Consider the following 24,656-nt stretch of genomic DNA (forward strand, 5'->3'; position numbering starts at 1 on the left):
ATCGAAAGGATGAACCAGGATGGCTAAATCGGCAGAAGTGGCAGTGTACTACTTTCCAAATTATCACATAGATACACGAAACGAGGAGTGGCACGGACAAGGATGGACCGAGTGGGAGCTGGTCAAAGCGGCAACCCCGCGATTCTCCGGGCACGAGCAGCCGAAAGTTCCGCTCTGGGGTTATGAAGACGAAGCGGATCCGCGTGTAATGGGGCGCAAAATGGCAGCGGCAGCGACGCATGGGATCGATTGTTTCATCTTCGACTGGTATTGGTACGATAATCAACCCTACTTGCACAGGGCGCTTGAAGACGGATTTTTGCAGGCGGCCAACCCGCACGGTTTGAAATTCTCCCTGATGTGGGCCAACCACGACTGGCTGGAAATTCATCCGGCCACCCGTTGCAGGCCGTATCACCAACGGACGACCGGCGCGGTATCCGAGCGCGAATTCCAGGATGCAACCAACTATATGATCGAAAAATACTTCCATAGCGAATGTTACTGGCGAGTGAACGGCGGGTTATACTTCTCCATTTATGATTTGCCGAGCCTGCTTGCCGGGTTCGGCAATCGTGTCGAAGAAACGCGCAGGCAACTCGACTTGTTCCGGACGCGAGTGCGGGAGGCGGGACTGGGCGAGCTTCATTTAAACGCCATCGTCTGGGCAGTGCCGAATCTTCCGTCCGAGCAAAAAGCGGATAACCTGAACGACTTGATCAACCGGCTCGGATTTGACAGCGCCACCTCTTACGTTTGGATTCACCATAATCCGATTCCGGAATTCCCAACCTATTCCTATGCGAAATTCCGTGAAATGTCCGTCCGCGACTTCGATACCTTTACGAAAGAATACGATCTTCCGTATTTCCCCCATGTATCGATGGGGTGGGATTCTAGTCCGCGGACGATCCAATCCGACCGATTCGACCATCTCGGGTATCCGTTCACGCCAATTCTGAACGGGAACACGCCTGAGGAATTCAAGCTGGCGCTCAAGCAGGCTAAGGCATTCCTTGATAAAGGCGTTACACACCCGAAAATCCTCACAATCAATTCGTGGAACGAATGGACGGAGGGCAGTTATCTGGAGCCGGATATCAAGTACGGTATGGCTTATCTGGAAGCGATCCGGGATGTATTCGGCCAGGTATGATCGATAGGAGGTAGTGCGTCAGGATGGCACCTTGGCTGGAGATATCCGGTGAAGAAGAGGAATGCCGCTGGTAAACAACAGCTCAATGACGCAGACCACCAGGTAACGGTCCCTGCACAAAACAACCCCCAATCAAATCATTGGCGGGACGGATTTTCGCAGGAAACCTACGAGCAATTGGTCCTCGAAAATGCCGCTGCCATTCAGCAAAAGCTCGGAGGCTTTGGCATCCGCAACATCTGGACAAGCATCGGCAACTTGGGGGAAATGCTGCCAGGCAATTGGCTGGAGGAGAATCGCGAAGCGTTCCCGCACGGGTGGTCTTGGCTTGTGGACAAGCTGGCCGGGTATGGACAGCGGCTCGGGTTCTGGATCGCGCCATTCTGGATTCCCAATAAGCTGTCCAATCTGTTCGAGGAACATAGGGACAACCTGCTCAAGCAAGACGGCGCGTATGTTTTTTTCGATTACCGCTCTCCATATGGGAAATCCGGAACTTTGCCGAAGGAAGAACGCGTGGGCTTCTACAGCTTGGACGCCAGCCATCCTAACACGCTGCGGTTTCTGCGGCATGTGTTCGAGCAGTACAACCGGATCGGCATCCGTTATTTCATGATTGATTTCCTGTTCGCGGGCTCCGGTTCTACACCCGGCCAATTCCCCTATAACGGCTACCACGACCGGACGATGATAAAAGGTCCTGAGGTATATCGGGCAGCTTTGAAGACCATTCGGGAAGCGGCCGGCGAAGACACGTACCTGCTCTCCTCCACGGGAACGACCTTTCAAAATGTCGGCTGCGTCGATGCCGTCCGCGTGGGACCCGATATCGGCGAAGGCCGGCCGCTCATCGAGACCATGGCCGAATATCCGGCTACATATACGATTCATGGCTGGCCACTGATCAGCACGGTTGCCGCTTCCATGGCGATGACCTACTTTACGGACCGGAAGCTTTATTATAACGACGGCTTTAACGTGCTATCCGTGGACAAGCCGATTCCATTGGATGAAGCCCGGGCCACGGTCAGCATGTTTGGCTTGTCCTCCGGGCCGATCATGCTGGGCGACGATATCGCTACAATCAGCCCGGAGCGATTGGCGCTAGTGAAGAAGTGCCTGCCGCCTTATGAGCGGATGGCGCGGCCTGTCGATCTATTCACAGCCGTAGCGCCGGATACACCAAAGGTGTTCAACCTGCGCGTGGAGAAAGAATGGGACTGCTGGAACGTGGTTGGTGTGCTTAATGCAGGAGCTTCTGTGTTAAGCGTAGATTTGCATCTGGGCGACCTGGGTTTGGAGGCGGATCAGGCTTATTGCCTGTTTGATTTTTGGAACGAGATGTATCTGGGGGAAGCTTCGGCAACGCTACATGTGGAGGTTCCCGCTTATAGCGTACGCGTGCTGCGGATCAGCCGGGCACGCCCGCATCCATGGCTGCTCGCTACGGATATGCACGTTACCCAAGGCGGCGTGGAGCTCCCGCGGCTGCGCTGGGATGAGCGCCGGCTGACGCTGCAAGGCGTTTGCACCCGGCCTGTTGGAGAGACCGGCACGCTTTACTTCCGGCTGCCGCCGGGTTGGAAGCCGGTTCGCTACGAAGGGCTTCATGCGGCGAAGCTTCGCGCCGACAATCTGGTGATCGTGTCCAAGACGTTGGAGTTTCCCGTGGAGACGGTGTCTTGGCGCATCGACTTTGAGCGTTACGGCGAGCACGCGGCGGGCAATTACGCGGGGTTAGAGGTGCGGGAGTGAGCGCGGTTAATTCGTGTTGTCTTTTGAAAGGTTCATCGTTCAGGATGAGGGCCATGGTTGAATAGTTGTATGGAGGGAGCAGTTTGCTAAAAGCATCTGCTCTTTTTTTATGCCGACCTGCTTCCAGAGAGCGTTGTTTTTTGTTTTCATGCAAATTATACGCAAAAATATAACTTTGGATATACGACAATAAACGAGCCGGCGTGGTAGAGTTGTGAGATATTACTTGATCAGTCAACAATTGAGTTGAGAATATGGCGGAGGGAGAGGTTTGCATAGCTTTAGCGTGTCTGAGGGATCGCTGGCTGCAAGCCTAATTCTTAATACCGATAGGTGGGGTATCGTGGTAAATATTACGGTTGCGGCTATCTTGTCTGTCGCATTGCTGATAACCCTATTTCTTGCTGTTTTTACGTTGATGTATTGTCAAAGCTCAAAAAAGGTGTATTTTATTTTACTGTCCGTATCCGTCTTTCTTTTCGTGCTTGGTTACCTGTTGGAGGTTACGGCAACGTCCTCAAATGGCGGCTTGACGGCTACAAAGGTCATGTATTTGGGTTCCGCATTCTTTTCGCCGCTGTTTCTACTGTTTGCGGCGGATTACTGCGAAGTGCGGATTTCCAAACCGCTAGTTCTCTTCCCGCTCTTGTTGATTCCATCCTTTGTGATTGTGCTTGTCTGGACATCCGACTATCACACTCTCATGTATTCATCTTTCTCCTTCACATTGGATGCGCCGATTCATCATCTGGATATGGAACCGGGAAAGCTGTACTATTTGAATCATGTTTTTGCGTTGCTGTGCATGATCGTTACAAGCGGAATATTAATTCACCGGCTGATTCATTGGGGGAAAGGGTACAGATTACAGCTATTGCTTTTGGTTCTAGGCGTGTTCATACCGGTCATAGCCAATATTCTTTACGTAGTTAAGCTGAATGTGTATGGGATCAACTACACGCCGGTGTCCCTCGTTGTATTAAACCTATTGTTTTTTGTCAATATCATCCGATACGACCTTTTCGACATTGTGCCCCAAGCATCTGCAATGGCGCTAAATTCCATCCGAGAAGCGTTCGTGCTGATTGATAAGGATATGCTGTTTTTAAGCGCAAACCCGGCTGCTTATCTGGTTATGCCCGGTCTGTCCAAACTTCACAAAGGCCGTGAAATAACGGGGATCAGCGAGTGGCCGCCGGAGCTGACCAAGCTGTCTGATCATAGAAATGCAGATATACGGTTTTCCATCCGAACCGATACCGAACGTTTTTACGGTGCCAGTGTCAGCGCCGTCTTCACAAATAAGAAGGAGATGGAAGGCTGGATCATTTTGATTCAGGATATAACGCTTAATGAGGAAAATGTCGCCTTGCAACGGCTGGACAAGTTGAAGGATGATTTCCTCGCCAATACGTCTCACGAGCTGCGTACGCCGCTTCACGGCATTATAGGCATCACCGAATCGCTCGCGGCCGGTGCGGCCGGCCCGTTGCCCGAACGGGCGCTGAATCATATTGCGATGATCGGTGCCAGCGGCAAACGGCTTGCTTCGCTCGTCGACGATATTCTCGATTTCTCGAGACTGCGACACGAGGAGATCGTGCTGCGCCGTCAAGCGGTCGATATGCATCAGAGCGTCGAGGTGGTGACGACGGTGCTGAGGCCGTTGTGGCAAGCAAAGTCGCTGCGGTTGGAAAATAAACTGCCGGTGAACTGTTATGTAGACGGCGACGAAGGGCGCATTCATCAAGTTCTATACAATATCATCGGCAACGCGATCAAATTTACGACGGAAGGGTCAATCGAGGTGACGGCAGAGCGAACGACGTTCGGGTGGACAGTTCGTGTTGCTGACACCGGCATCGGTATTGCGCCGGAGCAGCAACAGTTCATATTCGAATCGTTCGCTCAGGGAAGCGGTTCGATTGCCAGGGATTACGGCGGCACCGGCATCGGGCTATCAATCTCGAAGAAGCTGGTCGAGCTGCACGGCGGCAGCCTCACCGTCACTTCGGTTGTCGGAGAAGGCTCGACATTCTCGTTCGAGCTTCCGGCTGCGGAATTGCCGCAAGAATCGGAGTTGACGACAAGCCTCCTCCCTGACGGGAGCAGGCAGATGCCATTGATCGAGGAGGAGCTTGCGTCCGAAGTACAACAGGCGGCTGCGGCGTTTGCACAGGTGGACAACGCCGTTATACCCGCCCGAGTCAACTCGGACTCTGACATCGCCGCGGCGCCGTGGCCTGCCTGTATTCTCGTTGTCGACGACGAACCGGTCAATCTGCAAGTGCTCGACAATTTTCTGACGATGGAAGGTTACCGAGTCGTCCAAGCGTCCAGCGCGTTCCAGGCGCTGGCGCTGATCCATGACGGCCTCCAGCCGGATCTGATCCTTCTTGACGTGATGATGCCGCGCATGTCCGGGTACGATCTGTGTCAGACGCTTCGCTTGGACTACGCTACGCGCAGCCAACTGCCAATCCTGCTATTGACGGCTCGCGGCTTGACGGAGGACCTGGTCGAAGGCTTCAGCTCCGGCGCCAACGATTATTTGAGCAAGCCGATCTCGCGGCAAGAGCTGTTGGCGCGGGTCAAGCTGCATCTGCAGCTGGCACAATGGAACAGCTCGCTAGAGAATGAGGTGTTGCAGCGCACGCTCGCGATCCGCAACCTGCTCGACGAGGCGGGGCAAGGTTTCCTATCGCTTGCTGAGGATATGCTGATTATGCCGGAATACAGTGTCGAGTGTGAGCGCTTATTCGGAGCGGAGCTGACCGGGCAGCCGTTCGCTCCTCTGATTTACCCGGCAGATCTAACCGATCGGCGGTTTCTGGAGGAACTGCTGATGCAGATTATTCACGAGCAGGACGAGTTGCAGGTCGCCGTGCTGCTCTCGCTGTTGCCCGGCGAAGTCGAGATTAAGGGCAAGCATGTTGAGTTGCAGTATAAGAAACTGGACAGCGAAGCCGGAATGCCCGACCGCATCATGGTGATTATGACCGATATAAGCGATCGGCGCCAGCTCGAGCAGACGATGGAGAAGGAGCGGCGCATGCTGCGGATGGTTGTGCGCGTCGTGGTGCACTATGCGATGTTCAAGGAGTTGACGGAGGACTATCGGCGATTTGCAACTTCCGGTATCCGCGAGATCCTTGCGGAGGATGCGACGACGGAAGAGCGGATCGACGAGATGATGCGTTATGTACATACGTTCAAGGGCAATTTTGCCCAACTTGACTTTATAGCTGTGGTTGAGAAGCTGCATGCGTTCGAAACGCAGTTGCTGGAATGGCGTAAGCGAATGGAAGGGGGGAGCGAAGATGTATTGGCGGCTGAGGTGTTTGCCGAATGGGTGACGGAAATCGATTACGCCGGCTGGCTGGAAGCGGATATGCAGGTGTTGCGCGAGAGGCTCGGCGATCAATTCGCCGATGATACCGAGACGGTCGCTGTGAAGAAGACGAAGCTGCTCCATCTCCAGAGCAAGGTCGCCGAGCTGTTCCCCGCCTCCGAGGGAGCGTGGATCGTCGACGAGTTGAAGCGGCTCCATCATAAGCCGTTCCGCGACCTGCTGATGATCTACCCGGACTACGTCCAACGGCTGGCAGCCGAACTCGGTAAGTCGGTGAATCCCGTAACAGTCGTTGGAGGCGAGTTCCCGGTCGATCACGAACGATATGTACCGCTTGTCCGCGCGCTTAGCCACGTGTTTGCCAACATGGTCGACCACGGCATCGAGACGCCGGAGGATCGCGCTTCGATCGGTAAGGACATGTTTGGCACCATATCTTGCCATATCGGAGAGAGCGATGGTCAGGTGACGATTGCGATTGCCAATGACGGCAGCGTCATCGATACGGTAGACATCCGGCGCATCGCGCTCGGCAGAGGGCTGGCGTCCGCTGAGGATTTCGATTCGGCCAGCCGCGCCGAGCAGCTTCGTTATCTTTTCCACGAGTCGTTCTCGACCAAACGGTTTGTCAGCCACGTATCCGGCCGCGGCTTCGGTTTGAGCGCGGTTAAGCATGCGATAGATGCGCTGCAAGGCGACTATGCTGTCACAAGCGACGCCGAACAGGGAACGATATTTCGCTTTACATTGCCAATTCAATAACTTCAAATCCGAGGAGTGAGAGACCAATGGCGATGATTTTGATTGTCGACGATTCTTCGATTTTGAGACTCAGTTTGCGCGAGATTCTCGAAGCGAGCGGCCACGAGGTGGTGGCCGAAGCGGAGGATGCCGAGGAGGCGCTTGAAATGTACCGCAGCCACCGTGTCGATCTGGTGACGATGGACATTCAGTTGCCCGGCAAAAGCGGAATAGAAGCGGTGCGGATGATCAAAGAGTTCGATCCTGAGGCGCGCATCATGATGGTCAGCTCGGTCGAGCAGCGCAACTTGATCTACGAAGCGATTAAGCTCGGCGCAAAGCATTATATCATAAAGCCGTTTACCAGAGAGAAAGTGAATGAGGTCATTAAGTCGATTTTGCCGGAGTCATTGGTTTCCGTTCCAACATCGTCCGCAAAGGAGACTAGCCGTCAGACCTCGAGGGACCCCGATGCGGATAAGGCGGCCAACAATTCCAAATCTAAGACTGCATATGAGAAAATCGTAGATCCGCAAGCGATCGGTTTGCCGTTCGACGTCAGCATAGAGAGCGGCAAAATCATCTTTACGCTGTACAAATATGTAACGGAGCATACGCTGCCGTATATGGTAGGGTGTCTGCAAGGTTTGCTGCATATCTATAACGCCAAATATGTTATTGTGTTGGAAAAAGTATCGGTGTCGCAGGACGCCGCGCTGCTGCCGATCATCGACTTCATCCGCATCGTGCGCAGCCGCCGAGGCACGATCGCCGTCGTCGCTGAAGAAAACAACCAGTATATTGTACTGAAATCCAAACTGAATACCGAAGTGTACAAGTCTGTGAAGGAGATCAGCTGGTATTAATACATCACTTGCAAATGGCATTGAAATCTACAGCTGTGATCAGCATCGTCGAGTGGACTATTCTCTTACATTGGATTTCATCGGAACTCCATTTAGATCTTGACTGTCGGGTCACAAGAACATTATCTCATTAATGGCCGCTTAAATCGCGGCTTTTGATGTTATGGGATAAAGTTCTTGTTGAACTATATCCCCTTCCCGATTGTGACAAGAACTTACGGAAGTATTGCGGAGACCAGGAACACCGGCGTCATCAGAAACTCGTCCGCTTGAAACGGCCCGGCATCTTTTCGGCCGGATCGGGACAACTTAAAGGCGAATGTTTCCAGACTCTTTATTGGAGGTGACCATCGCGTGGATCAAGAAAGCAAAAGCAAGCAGCAATTGGAAAAGGACCTGGCGCAGGCCCTGACGGAAGGGGAGATGGCGGCGAACGATCCTGACGAAGCGGCGCTGGGCCGGTTGAGTCCGCGGTATGTGGCCCGCGCGCAAGCCGAGAAGGATCCGATCGTCGAAGAGACGAACATCGTCCGCAGCGTCATCCGCGAAATCGATGACCGGTACGACGATTATATGCAGCGGGCGCGGGCGAACGCGAAGGGCGAAAGGGACGAAGGCGGGGACGGCTCCATCCCGTCGGACGAATAAGCGACGGCAGCGACACCCGTAAAAACTGGAGGCGCTGCCTCCGGTTTTTACTCAGAATTCTACAATTGGGTCATAATGGAAAGGAATTCAAACATTGCAATGGAGCCGAGCGGCCTCGTCCCCTACAAAAGGAATGTGAGGTGCATAACACACATTGGAACTTCTTCAGCTTGAGTACTTCCGTACCGTAGCTCGTTTGGAACATATGACCGAGGCTGCGGGGGTCTTGCATGTCACGCAATCATCGCTTAGTAAGACGATTCGATTGTTGGAAGAGGACTTAGGTGTCTCGTTATTTGACAGAAGCGGTCGTAAGTTACGGCTAAATGAGTTCGGTCGTTCTTTTCTTCCGCGTGTAGAGAGGGCTTTGTACCGCAAAACGCGTACGAAGGCGATGAACCGGGAACACTAGGTCTTCTTGTTCAAGCTGGACTAGGCATTTCCTTTATACCAGAAGATTAACAAACCGCGATTGTGAAGGCTGCTGGTTGGCGGCCTTCTTTTTTGCGTTTACGGCAATCAATATATGTTCTTGTTATTACCTTGCCGAGTTGTAGTCTTCTTTGTTTTGACATATTAGACGTTGCAGCAGTTCTTTTATTTCCAAAATCATATTGACTACAACTTCAATAGGTGATATCTTTCTAATCATACTAAACCTATATGAATAATTGTATTAAGACGGACGTCAACTGAATGAACAATTCTGAATATACATAATGGGTCAAGGAACGGTATCTGAACCCTAAGAAAATTACTATTAACGAGACCGCGATCAAGAAGCTTAACAGAGCATGGGCTCAAAATACTAAAAGGAGAAAGATCAAATGCGCGTTAATTTCAAAGTGTTAGTGCCCTCAGTCTTAATTGTCGTTAGTACGATGCTTACAGCCTGCGGAACCAACTCCGGAACAAAAGCCAACTCGTCCGCTGCTCCGGTGCCTACGGTGAACAAGGACCCCGCCAGCTTCACCATTCTGAATAACGACGGCGGTGAGGCTTATGCCAAGCAAGCGAAGAAGGATGATATCTTTTATACGGAAATGTCCAAATTGTTCAGCGACTATGTCGGTGCCCCAACCACCATCAATTACGAGTTTATTCCTGCGGCGGAATTCTCTCAGCAAGTGAGCGTCCGGTTTGTTTCCAAAGACATTCCTGAAGTAATCGCCACGCCCTCCATCTCAGACCCAGGTCACCCGACTGCAGTAGAGAATGGTGTTTTCCTGCAATTGAATGACCTGATCGACAAATACGGACCCAACCTAAAGAAGAAAATCCCTGACAACATCTGGAGAAACCCGCGCGTAAGCAAAGACGGCAAGATTTACGCGATTCCGAAATTGCTCACGCCGCTTAATCCCAAAGCATTTCTGATTCGCAAGGACTGGTTGGAAAAGCTCGGGATGAAGCAACCAGAAACGGTAGATGAGTTCCTGGCCTTCTTCGAGGCGGTTAAGACCAAAGATCCGAACGGTAACGGGAAGAACGACGAAATCGGTTACTTCGTCCGGCCCGATCTGGGCTTTAGCATGGCATTCTTTGCACCCTTCGACGTTACGCCTGGCGTATGGCACTTCGAGAACAACCAGTTCATTCCGGATATTATTAATCCGCGAATGAAAGACGCTATTAAGCTGTATAAGCTCATGTACGACAAAGGGTACATCAATAAGGATTTCGTTACCTCCAAAACGGCGGATTGGACGAATGCCATTATCAACGAAACCGTGGCCACGTGGAGCCATGACTTGCGGAACGTTCCGGCCAGCTGGTCGGCTGACAAGTTCGTAAGCAAGAAGGCCGTCATCGACCTGCTCCCAGGCATCAAGAACGCGAAGGGGCAGCTGTCGCTTGGCTTCTCAGACCTTAGTATCGCTAAAGTGCACGCTATTCTGAAGGATACGAAACATCCGGAGCGATTCGTTCAGTTTATGGATTGGACGTACTCCGACGATCCTAAGAAAGTCAACTTCTTCACCTTCGGCATCAATGGCCGCAACTTCACGGAATCGGGCAACAACATTACGTGGGATGCTAATAGCGAGGCTAACACCAAGGAAAAAGCTTTCTTTCAGACGATGATTAACCCGGCAGGGGATACTCGGACGGACCAGAAAGTGCTTCAAAGAATGGGTAACTTCGACGCCAAGATCCTGGAAAAAGGCGTCGGGTACACGGAGAAAAACCTGACGGAAAATCCAGCTATCAACATGGATTTGCCGGACGTAATGAAAACTTCTCCGGAGCTAACAAATGCGCCAGGTAGTCTATTCTTGGATATGTTCGCCAAGACTGTGACCGGCAAGGAAGACATAGATGTTGCATTCGACAAATATGTAGCAGAATGGAAAAAACGCGGTGGAGAGCAAGCGATTAAATACGCCACCGACTGGTATACGAAAAACGTGAAGAAGTAAACGAGAGAGAAGTCCTTAATAGCGAGGGACGGGTACCATACTTCAATGACACTAGGCTGCCGCCAAAGTCGGCAGCCTGTACCATTGATGGGAGCTGTGGCCTATGTCGCGCTTGCCCGCTGACAGCAAGATGTATGCCATGCTGATTTTTCGAACAAAAAAATGTATATCTTAGGTCAATTGGAGTCATGAAGCACACCCTTCTCTAAGCTAAAGGAGCACGATAGCGCACCAATGACACGAAGGACAAGGTCGCCGAAATGATCGGCGGCCTTGCTTCGCAACCGAGCAGGCTGCCGGGCTGCCTTGTTGAACGGGAAGCAATCGGTACAGCACGTTAGTAGTTGTGTTGGACTTTATCTGGCGAGAGCCTCCAACAAACGGCTTCAGAATGGAGCTCCAAAGAATGGCCATAAAGACCCGAGGGGCTTACATCGCTTTTGATGACATTTGGGGTAACGATACGGATGTTATGGAAGCGAACGGATACCTTAGCGGTAATTCGCATCCCACGGAGTTGGGCAGTCGGAGAATTGCTGAGAAAGTTGTCCAAACCTTTGGCCTTGAACTTGGACGAGCGGACAGAACATCATGATAGGGTGATTTCCTAACGGGCACGATAGCGGAACAGAAATGTCCACTTTTTTTCTGAAGATGAGAGGAGGGGAGGGAATGAAACTATCTAAATTAAGTTATTTTGTTGATAGGTTTTTAAATTTTTTTATAATCTCATCCAGAATAAAGAGTTCCCTGACTATAAAGCGGTAAATCCCCCATCGACCATCAAATCGCTGCCCGTGATGAACGACGCGTCGTCGGAGGCGAGGAACGCCACCGCGCCCGCCACCTCATGCGGCCGGCCTTGCCGGCCCAACAGATGAAGCTGGGAGACGCGCCGGTCCTCCTCGTCGATATTCTTGCCGAGCAGCCGGCAGGAATGGTCGAACGCCGCGGTCCGAATATAGCCCGGACATACGGTATTCACCCGGATTCCGTCGGCCGCGAGATCGAGCGCCCAGCACTTGGCCAATCCGCGAATCGCGAACTTGGTGGCATTGTAGGTAGCGAATTGTCCTTGTCCGACGAAGCCGCTGACGGAGGACAAGTTGACGATCGAGCCGCCGCCGGCTTGCTTCATGAACGGCACCGCCGTCTTCGTCATCAGCGAGGTGCCCTTAACGTTGACATCCAGTATGCGGTCCCAGTCTTCCGGCTCGGCCTCAACGCCCTTGAACACGAAGGCCGCCGCGTTGTTCACCAAGATCGCGATCCGGACCGATTCGCTTGCCCACTGGTCCGCCAAGGCGCTCATCTGACTCGGGTCGGAGATATCCGCCTGTACGAACCGGACCGTGTTGCCAGTCTCCGCTTCGATTCGGACCGCCGTGTCCCGGCCGGTCTCGCTGCGGTCCAGCAGCCAGACGCTGCAGCCCTCCTCGCACAAGCGCCGGACGATCGCTTCCCCGAGCCCTTGCGCGCCTCCCGTGACAACGGCTGTTTTTCCCTTCAATCCCCGCATCGCTGTTCCCTCCCGATTTTGGATTCCCGATTCTCGATTCGATCCTACTACATTTCCTCGATTCGTCTCTACAGACGGGGATCGACTATAATTTTTCCGTTCGGATTCGTGCCGTCGGCCAAGGTCGCAAACGACTCCGACGCTTGCCCCAAGCCGCACAGGGCAGTCCAGCCTTCCCGTGTAACGGCACCTGAGGCGAGCAGAGCGACGGCCTGATCGAAATCGGCAGCGGTGTACGTATAAGACCCAATCAGCGACACTTCCTGCCGTACGGCATGGTTCAGCGGCAGCGTCGTCCGATCGTGTCCGAGGCCGACGAGAACGATCTTGCCTCCCGGATTGACGAGGGCGAGCGCCTGCTGCCGAGTGGACTCCACGCCGACACAGTCAATAACGGTATCCGTCCCCGCCAAGCCGAACACTTCCCGGTATCGGCTGTCCAGCAGGTCCGGCGTGGACACGGCCGCGCCCAGCCGCTCTGCGAAGGCAAGCCGAGCAGGCTGACGGTCTACCGCCAGGATGCGGCGTGCGCCCATACGGCGCGCGGCTTGTACCGTCAGCAGTCCGATCGGGCCTGCTCCGAATACGAGCACGTCGCCGAATGGCGCCAGGCCGAGCTTGGCCGCGTGGATGCAGACGGCGAGCGGCTCCGCGAGCGAGGCCGTCGCCATGTCCATCGCCTGCGGAACCGCGATGGCGCAGGCCTCCGGGACGGCGACATACTCGGCGAACGCCCCGGGCCGATGGATGCCGACGATGCGGCGGTCGCGGCATATGTTCGGCCGGCCTTCCCGGCACCGGTCGCACGCGCCGCAGGCGAGCAGCGGGTTGACGACCACCTTGGCGCCGATGTCGAACCTATCGGCGTCGGATGCCCGGAACGCCACCTCGCCGGCGAACTCGTGGCCCATCACCAGGGGCGGGACCCGCACGCTGCTATGCCCCAGATAGCCTTCGAGCTCGCTCCCGCAGATGCCGACCGCCTCCACGCGGACGACGATTTCGCCGGGAGCGGGCGACGGTACCTCTGCCTGCTCCAGCGTCAGCACACGCGGACCGCGGTACACCAGCGTTCTCATACGCTCACCCCGTTCACCACGTGGAGCGGCCGGCCTCCCTCCAGCACGCGCTTCACTTCCAGCGCGGCGAATTGCTGGAGTCGGATCAGCGAGCTCTCCGAATACCACGCGCAGTGACTCGTGATCAGGCAGGACTCCAGCTGCAGCAGCGGGCTGTCGGGCGACACCGGCTCCTGTTCGAGCACATCGAGCGCGGCGCCGGCGAGCTGATCTTGGCTCAGTGCTTCGGCGAGCGCCTCCGTATCCACTACGCCGCCGCGCGACGTGTTGATCAGGAAAGCGGTCGGCTTCATCTTCCGGAACGCCTGGGCGTTCAGGAAGTGCCGAGTGTCCGCGGTCAGCGGCAGATGAACCGACAGAACATCGCTCTCGCGCAGCAAGCGCTGCGCATCTACCCGTTCCACGCCGTTCGCACGGAATACGGCCTCGTCCACGAACGGATCATAAGCGATCGTCTCCATCCCGAACGCCTGGGCTCGTTTGGCGACGGCCCGGGCGATGTTGCCGAACCCGGCGAGACCGAGCCGTTTGCCGGTCAGTCCCTGGATGGGGCGGCGGGGCGCGATCGCCCATTGGCCCCGGCGGACGTCCGCCACGACCTGCGGAATCTTGCGCACCGAAGCGAGCATCAACGCTAGGGCATGGTCGGCCACTTCGTCGATCGCGTAGTCGGGCACATTCACCACCGGGATGCCTCTCGATCGGGCTGCAGTCAGATCGACGTTGTCGACGCCGATGCCGTAGCGGACGATGACGCGGCACCGCTCCATGCGGCCGATCGCCTCCGCCGTGACGGGCGCCCACTGCGTCAGCACTGCGTCTGCTTCGGCGCATAGGTCCGCGACCTCCTGGCCGGTCTTGCACTGAGCGGCTGTTAGGCGGACGCCTAGCGGCTCCAGCGTCTCATGCTCCGGCCGCAGGTCGGGGAAACCGTAATCCGTTACGGCCACTTTCCATCGCTCCGTCCATTCCATTCGGATTCACGCTCCTTAGTCGATCATCGCCACGGCGCGTACGGGCGCGCCGTCTCTTCCGGTAATTTTCAAGGGCGCCGCCATGAAGAAAAACTCGTTCCGACCGATATTCCCCAAGCGGGCCAACCCTTCCACGATTACGATTTCCTCGCGCAGCAGGATTTTGTGCACCGGATCGAAGTCGGTCGGATTGGGCGTCGGGACGTCCATGCCGATCATGGCGATGCGGCGGTCGGCCAGCCATTGCGCCAGCTCGATCGTCATGTAAGGGAAATCGGTGAAATAATGCTTCTCCGGGAATTGCAGATGCCAGTCGGTACGGTAGATGAGCCGGGTGCCTTCCCGAATCCGTTCGTCATAAGCCGCGAAATCGGAAGGGTAGAGCGGCTCCTTCGGTTTCTTGTGCGACAGGTCCACCAACAGCGCTTCCCCGATGCATTTGTGCAGATCGAGCTGGTCGACGGTCTTGCCGTCGTTCAGGAAATGAAACGGGGCATCGAGGTGGGTGGCTTGGTGCGTGCTCATCGACAACTGCGACATGTTGTACCCGATCGATTCCACCGTATTGTGCACGATGACGGCGCATTTCGGGTCATAGGCAAAATTGGGAGCACCGTGGTAAATATCGAGAGACAAATCGATCAATTGACGGCTCATCGGAAGGGAACCTCCTTGAGAATTGAATCGTTTACATATCTAAATTAAACAGGAGCATTAATGGTATGTCAATATAACTTATATATCCTTTGAGAAGAAAATATTCATGCAAATAGCCCTGCCGGCGGATGACCGGAGGGCTGAATGAGAATGGGGATGTCCGGCGAGACCGCTTCAGCCGACTTCAACAAGCTTGGGCTCGATAACGATCTGGCGGGCATCCGACTTCCCTTCGAGCGCGTCGACGATTAAGGCGGCGGCGTGCAGGCCCATGTCGAACGGCGATTGGTCGATGTAGGCTGCCGGCAGTACGGCGCCCGGATGGGCATAGGGCGCGTCGAAGCAGACGATGACCGTCCCGAGTCGTCCCGCTTGCCGGCAGGCGATCCCGACGTACCGGGCGAGCAGGGCATCGGCCGCGGCGATCGCCTGGAGGTCGGGGTTGAGCTCCAGGTAGCGGTAGATCTCCGGCGGCACGCGGTTATTATCGCTTTGCCCTTGCGGACCGAGCCAGTCCGGCGAGCCTATCAGGATCCGGCCGTCCGGGAGCGGCGGAATGCCTCTGCGGGCCAGCTCGGCCTGAAACCCGAAGATCCGTTCCTTAACTCCATACGTGAAGGTCGGCGGGTAGGCGAGCAGTCCGATCCGCTCCAGTCCCCGGTTGGCCAGAAACCGCGCGAGACGGGCGCCCGCCCGCTCCGTATCGCAGTAGACCCCACTGGTCTTGACGTCGCGCATCGCTTTCTCCACCAGCACCAGCGGATATTTGTCCAGGGCAAGCCGTACGAGGTCCTCGTTGAAATGTTCGCCTTGACTCGATACGACGACGAGGCCGGCCACCGGCAGCTCGAGCAGCTCGCGGATCGCCTTCGATTCTTGCTCCGGGGTGGGGATCCGTTTGAACACGACATGATACCCCCGTTCACCGAGCGCGGACTCCAGCCCTCCGAACAGCAGCGTGGAATAGTTCATCTCCATCCAGGGGATGACGAAGCCGATCAGCTTCGAATTCCGTTTCGATTCGAGCTCGGGCGGCTTGGGCGATAGAAGGGGGGAGGACTGGGGCTTCGAGCCGGATACGAACGTCCCTTTCCCTCGGTGGCGGTACAGGTAGCCTTCGTTCACCAGGCGCAGGACGGCGTTTTTGGCGGTGATGCGGCTGACCGAGAACTGTTCGGCCAGTTCCCGCTCCGGCGGAATTTGATATTCGCTTGGCCAGACCCCGCTTGCGATCTGGTCCAGGATATATTGGCGGATTTGGGAATACAGCGGCACAGAAGGTTGGTGCATGACGGCTCTCCGTTCGTTTGAATGGTCTAATAAGATATAAAGAGTATAGACCAATCTACCCAAGACCTTCAAGTACGAATGAAGGCAGGTAAGTGTCAAGGACTCTTCGTTCTACTGATTATGTACCGAGTTTTTGCGGTAGGCTTGAGGCGTCAGCCCTGTTTTCTGTTTAAACATCGCTTGAAATAAGGGATATGAGGTGAACCCGAGTTGTTCAGCTATGAGCATGATGGAATACTCGGTATCTTTTAATCGCGCTTTGCTTTCTTCAATCCGGATGTCGATTAAGATTTGACGAAAAGATCGATTATACATCTTTTGCAGAATGCGATTCGTCTGGCGCTGGCTAAGACGCAATTGTGCAGCTAAATCTTCCAGCGTGAGATTCGAACTGTATCGGTCAAAAAAGGATTCGATAATCTGGCTTCGTTTATCATGACCTAGCCGGCGCGGGATATTGTAAGACATATGCGTGTCTGGAGTGGCAGTTCTCATTACATTTATAAGAATTTGGTTGAAGTAGGATTGGAGTTTTGTATAGTAACCAAGCGAACGCTGTTCCAATTCGTCATTGATTTTTTTAAGCAAAGAAAGATTCTCGCCCAATTCCGCGACGGAAAAACGATGCATGTTAGACAAAGCGATTTTTATGGCCTCGACTTCATTGGCTGGAAAATAAAGATCATGTTCTTTCAATTCGGTATATTCGAAACGAATGGTATATTTGCAAAGTGTAGACTTGGAATCCTGGGTAATGGTGTGATAGATGCCCGGAGGGATCAGGTAGTAGTGATTCGGCAGCAATTCAACCTTATCCGAACCAATGATCATAAACCCTCCTCCTTTTACGATGAAGTGGATTTCGAAGGTGGAATGGCAGTGCCGGTTGAATAGGCTCGGGGCATTCGCCGAACGAAACGAATCGTCGAGAACAATATCGAACAGCAGTGGTCCGATCCGAGTTTTGATATTGTAATTCTCAGGAGATACCCGATTCATCCGTGCTTCGCCCGCCTTTTTGTAGGAAATGGTTGTTCCTAATTGTAGCGAATACTCACGGGGTAGTACAAGGAACAAGAACGTTCAAAAAAAGGGGGTTCTAATGACATCAATTCCGGAATGATGTCCATAATCCTTATATTCCCCCCTATCTCACTAGCTATATAATGACGGTGAAATAACAAATTGATATCCATACTGGAGGAAAAAACGTGATTAAACCCTTTGTCAAAAAAATTTCCACATTGCCTGGCTACTTGGAGGAAGGCGTAACGTTCCTGCCGGAAGAAGGGGCAGAGACCATTTCCAGTAATTATGTCCGGGTTAAACAAGGGCAATCGACACCCGAAGGACTGCATGACGATGAAGAGGAACTATACATTATTATCGGTGGAAAAGCTCGTCTTGAATTAGGCGATTCGGTAAGCGAGGTCGAGAAGGGAGACGTTGTTTATATCCCGAGGAACGTAAGGCATCGAGCGACTTGCCTGTCGGAAGAGGATTTCGAATACATCTGTGTTGCCAATTGGCCGGATCGAATTCCAGGGCAAACCTACGCCAAACATTAAGAGAGACTCAAACTGGAGGAATGGCGATGAAATTTGGAGTGGGCAAGGATTTGATTACCCCTGACGTTCTTACATCCATGGGGGGGTATAGTTCGTTTCATGGCAAGCACTTCTTGGGAATCCACGACCATTTATATGTAAAAGCATTGCTGCTCGATGACGGCAAAGAACGCTTGATGTTCATTTCTATCGATCTTCTTTTCCATGACTATGCATTGACGGAAACCGTTAAACAGTATGCATTAGAAAAGCATGGGATTTCCCGCGATTGCTTATTTTTATCCTATACTCATACGCACGGCGGTCCAGCGATACGTGGATATGGCGATCCTGGCCAATATTCCGAAACGTACGAACAGTTTTTGCTCGCACGAATTAAAAGTTGCATGGACCGGACCCTGCTCAACCAATATGAAGGCAGCATGGAATACGGTTCGATTGAGGGAGACTGGAACATCAACCGGCGAAAACCTGTGGATGGGAGGATTGAACTGGCTCCAAACCCGGAGGGGGCCAAAGACAATACGCTGCATATGCTTAAACTTGTCGATCGGAATGGACATATCAAAGCGGTAACGATTTTTTATGCTTGTCACCCTGTAACGGTAAGGGATACGTTATACTTGTCAGGGGACTTTCCGGGACGGATTTGCCAGTTGCTAGAAGCGGAGTGCTTTGGTGCGACTGCTATTTTCCTTCAGGGGGCCGGAGGCAACGCGCGACCCAAAATTACGGCTAGCGGCAATGAATTTCTAACGAAGACCTACGAAGAAGTCAATGAGATGTCGGTTGCCATAGTTGAACGGATCAAGCGCACTTTATTTAAGGCCGGCGCCTTTACAAAGATTGAAGCCGATTTTGTTGCACGCCAGTTTGAAATCCCGCTTTCTCTCGACCCATTTCCAAAGCAAAGATTTGCTGAAGCTGCCTCGGATAAAAGGGAACCTATCGGCACTCGTAGGGTGGCTGAAGGCGTATACGCTCGTTACGAACAAATGCCGGATGAAATTAGGCTGCCTGGAGGTTTCGCCAGACTTGGCCGGGACTTATTTTTGGCATATCTTGGCGGAGAACCGTGTTATGAAGTCAAGCAGCATCTGGAGTCCTTTTTTCCGGGAAAGTATCTGTTATTCATCGGATATGCAGATTCCAAAGCTTATGTTCCGAATGATAAGCTGAATGCGGAAGGCGGTTATGAAGCATCAGGGTCGACCATTGAATACGGTTTAAAAGGGACGTTCAAGTATATCGATCGCAGTATAGAACAAGCCTTCAAGAGCGCTTTATCTATAACTTGATATAAGATTAGGAGTGCTTCTGAATGGAAAGCGACTTGAATGTTGCTTACATTGGGACTGTGTACCCCCACCAGTACCTCCATCAATTTGTACGTCTATGAAACCGATTGGCATTTTTATCGGTTTTCACGGCGTGAAATTCGAAGGGCAGCTCATGAAGTGGGACTTAAAGTCTACTTAAATTTTCATGGATTCGGCTCATTCGCTACTACCCACACCGGGCATTATTATCAAATGCATCATCCGCAAGCTGTCCAAATTTCAAACAAAGGAAATAAGGGGGAAGAAATTCTTTGTTGTCCCAACAACCCGGAATTCAAGCAATGGCTTCAATCTAAACTTGCGGAAATTATTGAGGATTTGCGCCCGGATGGCGTTTTTTGGGATGAACCCGGATTCGCTATTTTTAAACAATGATAGGCTTGGGGCTATTAGCGATTACTTTTTACAGTTATCCCTCATTTCTTGAACTCTAAACAAATAAACCCGCCAGAGGCGGGGTTATCTTACGATAATTTATTTGGAACCATGAACTTCTTGATGATTACTCCTCTCAAGGAAGCCATTCCCTACAGTTGTATATGTCCTGGAAAGTGGAATGTCCCATTTACGACAAATATCCTTGCACCTTTCGTGAACCTTCTTTTGATTGTTTTTTTCATACCACTAACAAGGAGCTCAATAGTTGCTTTGTTCGCAGTCGCAATGTAAACTACATGCCCATCCGACACTCTTTGTCTTTTCCATTTAGTGTCAAATGTTGCCAGTAGAATCCGATTAGATACGGTATGATTTAAAGCCACTGCCATATAATCGAACCTCCTTTTTGTTATTTGTAATCATTAATACGTTGGATGACGTGGAGGTGAAAGGGACAAATGTTGAATGAAAATTATTAATCATTCGCAAGGAGTGTCACGATGGATAGTTACACACGTGTTGTATGTGGCTACGATGGATTAGAAATACCGCAATATGCTTCGGTCGCGGGGCAGCAATTTTTGGACGTCTTTCCGCTGACGTGAAGCTACGGACTTTCTGCAACTTGGCTGCAAGATAAGGAAAAGAGAATTTCTAAAGGAAGCAAGCTACGTGTTTGTAATCGCAGTGACAGATTAACTTTCCTTGAGACATGATGGAGGAATCATGAAATAAATAGTTGTCAGTGACACGTCGGCAGCGGGCACAAGATCCGCTGCCGTTTCCCGTTGAAGTAACTGGCAGTTTTGTGCAAATGGTGTCAGCTCCCTTAATGAAACGCGCCAAGCCTGGCGCGACGTGGCGGACTCTCTAGAAATTCCATTTATTGAAATCGAAGTGGTCTGCTCGGATGAACGTGAACACAGGCATCGAATCGATACGCGTATAGCCGATATTCCCGGAATTGTTCTATGAATCAGGTAGACCGCACTGTGTGGGTCGTTCCGCTGACCCGTTGGCATTGCCACAAAGCCGTTGTTGCCATAATGCCGCCATCCCGACGCAGGAAGAGGGGCTGCTCGTCGATTCGCTCGGGGCGGACTTGATTTCCACGAAGATATCGGTTACACTCTTTGCCGGAAAATAGGCATCTACACAGTCAATTAGTTATTTACCTACGTATCATGAAAGTAGCAAATAACATCTGAGTCACCTTTTCATCATTCCATTTATTAATTTTATCAAACTTAATTTGTATAAGGAGAAACCAACATGGTTAGCATACCATTCCCTTCACGGTGGGGTATCGACACTTCTGTAGGAGGGAGACCTGTCGTTCGTGGCACATTCAACATCAACTCTATTTTAGGTAACAAACTATCTGGTACAATTAATTTTCGCGGCAGTGATATCCCGATTAATGGATACTGGGATGAAAGCACCAAACAAATAAGAGTTGATTCGCCTTACGCCTCCTATTCTGGCAAATTATCAATATTTGATGATCCCTCAATCAGGATCCGACATTTAATTTTGAAGGGACGGCTTATTATGAAGCCTCCCTCTTTACAAGCAGGTGAGCACGGAACTTGGATTGCCACAACCAATACAAGTCTCACCGGAACTCCAACTATTAGTTATGATTTGCCTCCTGTTGGAGTTTTTTTAACATCAACTGAGCCGTAGCTCAAATGCTGATGAACCAGCGTAAATCGAGATTTATTCGATAGCTCAATCACGACATGACGGCAGCCAGCACACGATCGGCTGCCTTTGTCCGTTGAAGTAAACGGCAGAAGAGTGTGGTGGAAAGGCAATTTATTATTGCTCTCTATTTTGCCAGAGTAACACATCCGCTTCACCTACAATATAATGAGTCTAGAAATCTAAAGAGGTGAGCTAATGGCAGTCGTAAAAGCCAGGCAGCAGGATATTGATATGTTGGCAAGGTTGCTTCGAGCTGAAGCTGAGACCGAAGGCGAAATGGGCATGCTCCTTGTTGGAAATGTTGGCATTAACCGAATAAGAGCGAATTGCTCCGATTTTAAAGGAATCCGGACAATTCCCCAAATGATCAACCAGCCGCATGCCTTCGAAGCGTTGCACTATGGTTTGTACTATCAAAAAGCAAGAGATAGGGAACGCCGTCTGGCGCAAAGGGCTGTGAATGGGGAGCGGAATTGGCCAGGCAAATACTCCCTATGGTATTTCCGTCCAGGAACGTTCGAAAATCCCGGACCATGTCCGCCAACTTGGTATAATCAGCCGCACGTAGGACGATGGAAGAAGCACTGTTTTTATGAACCGACCGCGGAAGAATGTGAAAATGTATATAATACGTATTAATTATATGAACGAAAAGAGCTCAGGATCTCTTAACCTGACTTGTCACAGCCATGTGTCGGTAGACAAGAACTTTATCTCATTGAGTGCCGCGTAAATCGCGGCTTCTTTGGGTTTAGTGGAATAAGGTTGTTAGCAATATTGAATCCAATAGGGCAAGTTTTGAGGTTTTACCGCTGCACTAACGGGCACGAGAACTAATCCAAAGAACAGTCCAACGATACCTAACCACACCGCACCGAGAAAGTCACGTGAAATATGATCCCGACTGTTCCAAAAAAAGCGCCAAATGCGAATGGAACAACTGCATATGGTGTTGTACCGCCACCTGCATCTTTATGTGCATCCCAAATACCGAACAAATAGACGCAGGGGTAAAACAAGAGCCATTGGTAGTTCGTTTGATTTATTGTGTTCTCAATTTCACCATGAAAACTGGAAATGATGATTTCATTTAAGTTGGATTGAATATTAATCAAAAATTCCAATCCAACCAGTAACAGTCCTTTTAAATACCAACCATTGAGAAGTTGTCCAAAGCCAGGCAAAGCTATACTCCAAAGAAATACCTCAGTACGGGTACATTTTCCCATATCTTACCCAACTTTTCATTAACGTAATTTAATTATGTGCTAACGCTTTACGGTCATCTGCTTGTGGCGGCTGTTCCATCCAGTTGTTGTCAATCATAATGTTTGCCCCGTCTTCTTCATATTGTTGAGTTTCTGTAATAATACGCTGATATTGTAATATCACATCGGATCTCATACATACTGCCATTCCAGCACCATAAAATCCTATTGCCGTATTAATCAGTACCATTGCATGATACATAATCAGCTTGTCTGAAAATGGTGGTATCATTGAATTCGTAACCTCTGATTCCCAACGATTAGGGGAAGGTAAGTCGTTTTCGTGTAAGATTGAGTTGAAGACCTCTATGTGTTTAAAAGTTATATCGACCCCTCTTACCATATAATCCTTGACCTCTTGGGACTTTGCTACTTGACTGAATCCCATTTGAAGAGCTCTGCTCACAATGTCTTTCTTCAAATTGAAAAAAATATTGCTTATCTCAATCGCGTTTAAAGGTCTGCGGTCGCCAAACCAACCGCTTAAAAAGGATTGCTTTTTGACATAGCCAGCATTTTGCGGTGTTGATATATACGGGGGTCTGGAGTAAACGCCTTTAGATAACAATATCTCGGTTGTCTTATGATAAAGTTCCATTGATGAACACATACATTTCGTGTAATACTCACGAATATCTGAACGTGTCGCAGTTGTTAAGGCAACATTATAACCAGTTAGACCGTGAATGCTCATTTCGTTCAGGTACATTAACCAGAAGGCATCTGAAAATAAACGCGGAGCTGACAAATTTACATCATGATCTGTAAATCCAAACGGAATCGGGAAGTTTTCTTCCTTAAAAATTTCAGTTATGGTTTGGATATGCTGTTCAGCTAAGCTTAGGGCTAATTCAAAGATCGGTTTAATTTCAGTATCTTCAACTTTTTCCAACATGTGCTTAGTGACACAAATTGCCATAGTATCATTTAAGTAAGCGCTCCAAAGGCTTCCCATTTCTGGTGATGTAATTCGTATGCTGTGTTCGGTTTCATTTTTCGCTTTTACATTATACATAAAATTGGCTAAACCTCCATTGAAGTTGACTTCAATCATATTTTGTGAAAAACAAAGCAATTTATGTATTGTCTATTTTGCCCGGATCCCCTTCTCTTAAATTTTGGGCATCACAGATTCTCTTCGGAATGGTGACTTGTCCTTTGGAGCTGTTCCGTCCCGAGGTGTAGGGCTCGTGAACAAGGGCGAGGTGATGATGCTCGAGGAACTGAATGCCGCACTGCGCAGCTGGCTCGATGGCTACTACCATACGCGCGAGCAAGAACGAAGTAATCGCCGCTATCGCGATTTGAAGCCAGCCTCAAGCCGCGCAAGTGCATGCCGCTGGTGAAACTCAATGTGCCCTTCCTGCTCGGAAGGGCTGCATCCAGCTGGGCGGGAACACATACGAGGTGGACAGCGATCTCGCGTGCCTGACGGTCGCCCTACGGTACGCCCCGTTTGATCTGAGCCAGCTGCTGGGAAGGAGAGCAGCGGTATGCGGATTACGTGCCGGTGGAGCTGAACAACAAAGGCAGCCGCAAGTTCGCTGCTGAAGCGCGTGCCGAGGCACCTGAGGCACCTGCGGACGAGACGTTCTCGTTCCTGGCGCTGGCCGAGATGAGGCGCCAGGCGGCTTGGAAAGCAGAAGAAGAAATTTACATCTAGGGAGCCACAAATGACAAGAACTTTATCCCATTCCCGAATTTGACAAGAACTTTATCTCATTCCCGACAGATTGCTCGTCTATATGAAAAATCTGGTTTACAGGTTAACGAGTAACGATAGTTCAACACCAAAACGGCTGCCACTGGGCAGCCGTCTGCGCTAACGGGCAGGATAATTCAATCACTTCGCGAACAACTTAAATCATGGCGAATTTATTGCAATTGATTATTAATTCCAAAAAGGGGACGACATAATGATATTTTTCGAGAAAACAA

At 51.4% G+C, this 24,656-nt stretch carries 21 protein-coding genes and 2 pseudogenes; 15 read left to right on the plus strand and 8 right to left on the minus strand.

Annotated elements, in window-relative coordinates:
* Nucleotides 1-19 precede the first annotated feature (19 nt).
* The 8 genes and pseudogenes from ACI5FR_RS02445 (at nt 20) to ACI5FR_RS02480 (ending at nt 10,938) form a co-directional block, all read left to right on the plus strand.
* Nucleotides 20-1,156 (plus strand): glycosyltransferase WbsX family protein, encoded by a 1,137-nt coding sequence (locus tag ACI5FR_RS02445; RefSeq protein WP_405449844.1) that lies wholly within the window; start codon nt 20-22, stop codon nt 1,154-1,156.
* A 48-nt stretch (nt 1,157-1,204) separates the two neighbouring features.
* A complete protein-coding gene (locus ACI5FR_RS02450; RefSeq protein ID WP_405449847.1) occupies nt 1,205-2,911 on the plus strand; it encodes an alpha-galactosidase in 1,707 nt (568 codons plus the stop codon).
* A 343-nt stretch (nt 2,912-3,254) separates the two neighbouring features.
* A pseudogene (locus ACI5FR_RS02455) lies at nt 3,255-3,935 on the plus strand (histidine kinase N-terminal 7TM domain-containing protein); the annotation flags it as partial.
* Nucleotides 3,936-3,989: 54 nt separating this feature from the next.
* Complete coding sequence (locus ACI5FR_RS02460) at nt 3,990-7,025, plus strand: ATP-binding protein (protein ID WP_405450674.1); 3,036 nt, start codon at nt 3,990-3,992, stop codon at nt 7,023-7,025.
* A 26-nt stretch (nt 7,026-7,051) separates the two neighbouring features.
* Nucleotides 7,052-7,870 carry a response regulator gene (locus tag ACI5FR_RS02465; RefSeq protein WP_405449850.1) on the plus strand — a complete coding sequence of 273 codons (819 nt, stop codon included), beginning with the start codon at nt 7,052-7,054 and terminating at the stop codon, nt 7,868-7,870.
* A 354-nt stretch (nt 7,871-8,224) separates the two neighbouring features.
* Nucleotides 8,225-8,518, plus strand: coding sequence for a hypothetical protein (locus ACI5FR_RS02470; RefSeq protein WP_405449853.1), 294 nt, complete (start codon nt 8,225-8,227; stop codon nt 8,516-8,518).
* 154 nt (nt 8,519-8,672) lie between these two features.
* Nucleotides 8,673-8,909: pseudogene (locus ACI5FR_RS02475) on the plus strand (LysR family transcriptional regulator); the annotation flags it as partial.
* A gap of 436 nt (nt 8,910-9,345) precedes the next feature.
* A complete protein-coding gene (locus ACI5FR_RS02480; protein ID WP_405449855.1) occupies nt 9,346-10,938 on the plus strand; it encodes a type 2 periplasmic-binding domain-containing protein in 1,593 nt (530 codons plus the stop codon).
* Between the two features lie 754 nt (nt 10,939-11,692).
* Here ACI5FR_RS02480 and ACI5FR_RS02485 read toward each other — a convergent pair.
* The 6 genes from ACI5FR_RS02485 to ACI5FR_RS02510 form a co-directional block, all read right to left on the minus strand.
* Nucleotides 11,693-12,457: an SDR family NAD(P)-dependent oxidoreductase gene (locus ACI5FR_RS02485; RefSeq protein WP_405449857.1), complete on the minus strand. Its 765-nt coding sequence runs from the start codon at nt 12,455-12,457 to the stop codon at nt 11,693-11,695.
* Nucleotides 12,458-12,525: 68 nt separating this feature from the next.
* Entirely contained in the window at nt 12,526-13,536 is a 1,011-nt protein-coding gene (locus ACI5FR_RS02490; RefSeq protein WP_405449859.1) for a zinc-dependent alcohol dehydrogenase, read from the minus strand.
* A complete protein-coding gene (locus ACI5FR_RS02495) occupies nt 13,533-14,510 on the minus strand; it encodes a C-terminal binding protein (protein WP_405449861.1) in 978 nt (325 codons plus the stop codon). The genes ACI5FR_RS02490 and ACI5FR_RS02495 overlap by 4 nt, the downstream gene beginning before the upstream one ends.
* A gap of 15 nt (nt 14,511-14,525) precedes the next feature.
* A complete protein-coding gene (locus tag ACI5FR_RS02500) occupies nt 14,526-15,167 on the minus strand; it encodes a cyclase family protein (RefSeq protein WP_405449863.1) in 642 nt (213 codons plus the stop codon).
* A gap of 174 nt (nt 15,168-15,341) precedes the next feature.
* Nucleotides 15,342-16,457 carry a GntR family transcriptional regulator gene (locus ACI5FR_RS02505; RefSeq protein WP_405449866.1) on the minus strand — a complete coding sequence of 372 codons (1,116 nt, stop codon included), beginning with the start codon at nt 16,455-16,457 and terminating at the stop codon, nt 15,342-15,344.
* 111 nt (nt 16,458-16,568) lie between these two features.
* Complete coding sequence (locus tag ACI5FR_RS02510; protein WP_405449868.1) at nt 16,569-17,456, minus strand: AraC family transcriptional regulator; 888 nt, start codon at nt 17,454-17,456, stop codon at nt 16,569-16,571.
* A 212-nt stretch (nt 17,457-17,668) separates the two neighbouring features.
* On the opposite strand from ACI5FR_RS02510, the gene ACI5FR_RS02515 reads away from it, so the two are divergent.
* The 5 genes from ACI5FR_RS02515 (at nt 17,669) to ACI5FR_RS02535 (ending at nt 22,089) form a co-directional block, all read left to right on the plus strand.
* Nucleotides 17,669-18,025 (plus strand): cupin domain-containing protein, encoded by a 357-nt coding sequence (locus ACI5FR_RS02515; protein WP_405449871.1) that lies wholly within the window; start codon nt 17,669-17,671, stop codon nt 18,023-18,025.
* Between the two features lie 26 nt (nt 18,026-18,051).
* Complete coding sequence (locus ACI5FR_RS02520) at nt 18,052-19,323, plus strand: neutral/alkaline non-lysosomal ceramidase N-terminal domain-containing protein (RefSeq protein ID WP_405449874.1); 1,272 nt, start codon at nt 18,052-18,054, stop codon at nt 19,321-19,323.
* A 39-nt stretch (nt 19,324-19,362) separates the two neighbouring features.
* Nucleotides 19,363-19,740, plus strand: coding sequence for an alpha-amylase family protein (locus ACI5FR_RS02525; RefSeq protein WP_405449877.1), 378 nt, complete (start codon nt 19,363-19,365; stop codon nt 19,738-19,740).
* Nucleotides 19,741-21,015: 1,275 nt separating this feature from the next.
* Nucleotides 21,016-21,429 carry a hypothetical protein gene (locus ACI5FR_RS02530; RefSeq protein WP_405449880.1) on the plus strand — a complete coding sequence of 138 codons (414 nt, stop codon included), beginning with the start codon at nt 21,016-21,018 and terminating at the stop codon, nt 21,427-21,429.
* Between the two features lie 216 nt (nt 21,430-21,645).
* Nucleotides 21,646-22,089: a cell wall hydrolase gene (locus ACI5FR_RS02535; RefSeq protein ID WP_405449883.1), complete on the plus strand. Its 444-nt coding sequence runs from the start codon at nt 21,646-21,648 to the stop codon at nt 22,087-22,089.
* A 221-nt stretch (nt 22,090-22,310) separates the two neighbouring features.
* Here the strand turns inward: ACI5FR_RS02535 and ACI5FR_RS02540 are convergent, their stop codons facing one another.
* Nucleotides 22,311-22,634 carry a hypothetical protein gene (locus ACI5FR_RS02540; RefSeq protein ID WP_405449886.1) on the minus strand — a complete coding sequence of 108 codons (324 nt, stop codon included), beginning with the start codon at nt 22,632-22,634 and terminating at the stop codon, nt 22,311-22,313.
* Nucleotides 22,635-22,707: 73 nt separating this feature from the next.
* Complete coding sequence (locus tag ACI5FR_RS02545) at nt 22,708-23,733, minus strand: DUF3231 family protein (protein WP_405449889.1); 1,026 nt, start codon at nt 23,731-23,733, stop codon at nt 22,708-22,710.
* Between the two features lie 175 nt (nt 23,734-23,908).
* Between ACI5FR_RS02545 and ACI5FR_RS02550 the strand changes: the two genes are divergently transcribed.
* Together ACI5FR_RS02550 and ACI5FR_RS02555 are read left to right on the plus strand one after the other, a co-directional pair.
* Nucleotides 23,909-24,064 carry a hypothetical protein gene (locus ACI5FR_RS02550; RefSeq protein WP_405449890.1) on the plus strand — a complete coding sequence of 52 codons (156 nt, stop codon included), beginning with the start codon at nt 23,909-23,911 and terminating at the stop codon, nt 24,062-24,064.
* Nucleotides 24,065-24,228: 164 nt separating this feature from the next.
* On the plus strand, nt 24,229-24,381 hold the full coding sequence (locus ACI5FR_RS02555) for a hypothetical protein (RefSeq protein WP_405449892.1): 153 nt from the start codon (nt 24,229-24,231) through the stop codon (nt 24,379-24,381).
* Nucleotides 24,382-24,656 lie beyond the last annotated feature (275 nt).

It is taken from the genome of Paenibacillus sp. HJGM_3 (assembly GCF_045062745.1).
Lineage (GTDB): Bacteria > Bacillota > Bacilli > Paenibacillales > NBRC-103111 > Paenibacillus_AA.

What these genes read in the sequence shown, in the direction of transcription:
- ACI5FR_RS02445 (WP_405449844.1), top strand. Translation starts at nt 20, where the DNA reads ATGGCTAAATCGGCAGAAGTGGCAGTGTACTACTTTCCAAATTATCAC.
- ACI5FR_RS02465 (WP_405449850.1), top strand. Translation starts at nt 7,052, where the DNA reads ATGGCGATGATTTTGATTGTCGACGATTCTTCGATTTTGAGACTCAGT.
- ACI5FR_RS02480 (WP_405449855.1), top strand. Translation starts at nt 9,346, where the DNA reads ATGCGCGTTAATTTCAAAGTGTTAGTGCCCTCAGTCTTAATTGTCGTT.
- ACI5FR_RS02485 (WP_405449857.1), bottom strand. Translation starts at nt 12,457, where the DNA reads ATGCGGGGATTGAAGGGAAAAACAGCCGTTGTCACGGGAGGCGCGCAA.
- ACI5FR_RS02490 (WP_405449859.1), bottom strand. Translation starts at nt 13,536, where the DNA reads ATGAGAACGCTGGTGTACCGCGGTCCGCGTGTGCTGACGCTGGAGCAG.
- ACI5FR_RS02495 (WP_405449861.1), bottom strand. Translation starts at nt 14,510, where the DNA reads ATGGAATGGACGGAGCGATGGAAAGTGGCCGTAACGGATTACGGTTTC.
- ACI5FR_RS02500 (WP_405449863.1), bottom strand. Translation starts at nt 15,167, where the DNA reads ATGAGCCGTCAATTGATCGATTTGTCTCTCGATATTTACCACGGTGCT.
- ACI5FR_RS02505 (WP_405449866.1), bottom strand. Translation starts at nt 16,457, where the DNA reads ATGCACCAACCTTCTGTGCCGCTGTATTCCCAAATCCGCCAATATATC.
- ACI5FR_RS02510 (WP_405449868.1), bottom strand. Translation starts at nt 17,456, where the DNA reads ATGAATCGGGTATCTCCTGAGAATTACAATATCAAAACTCGGATCGGA.
- ACI5FR_RS02520 (WP_405449874.1), top strand. Translation starts at nt 18,052, where the DNA reads ATGAAATTTGGAGTGGGCAAGGATTTGATTACCCCTGACGTTCTTACA.
- ACI5FR_RS02525 (WP_405449877.1), top strand. Translation starts at nt 19,363, where the DNA reads ATGTTGCTTACATTGGGACTGTGTACCCCCACCAGTACCTCCATCAAT.
- ACI5FR_RS02530 (WP_405449880.1), top strand. Translation starts at nt 21,016, where the DNA reads ATGGTTAGCATACCATTCCCTTCACGGTGGGGTATCGACACTTCTGTA.
- ACI5FR_RS02535 (WP_405449883.1), top strand. Translation starts at nt 21,646, where the DNA reads ATGGCAGTCGTAAAAGCCAGGCAGCAGGATATTGATATGTTGGCAAGG.
- ACI5FR_RS02545 (WP_405449889.1), bottom strand. Translation starts at nt 23,733, where the DNA reads ATGTATAATGTAAAAGCGAAAAATGAAACCGAACACAGCATACGAATT.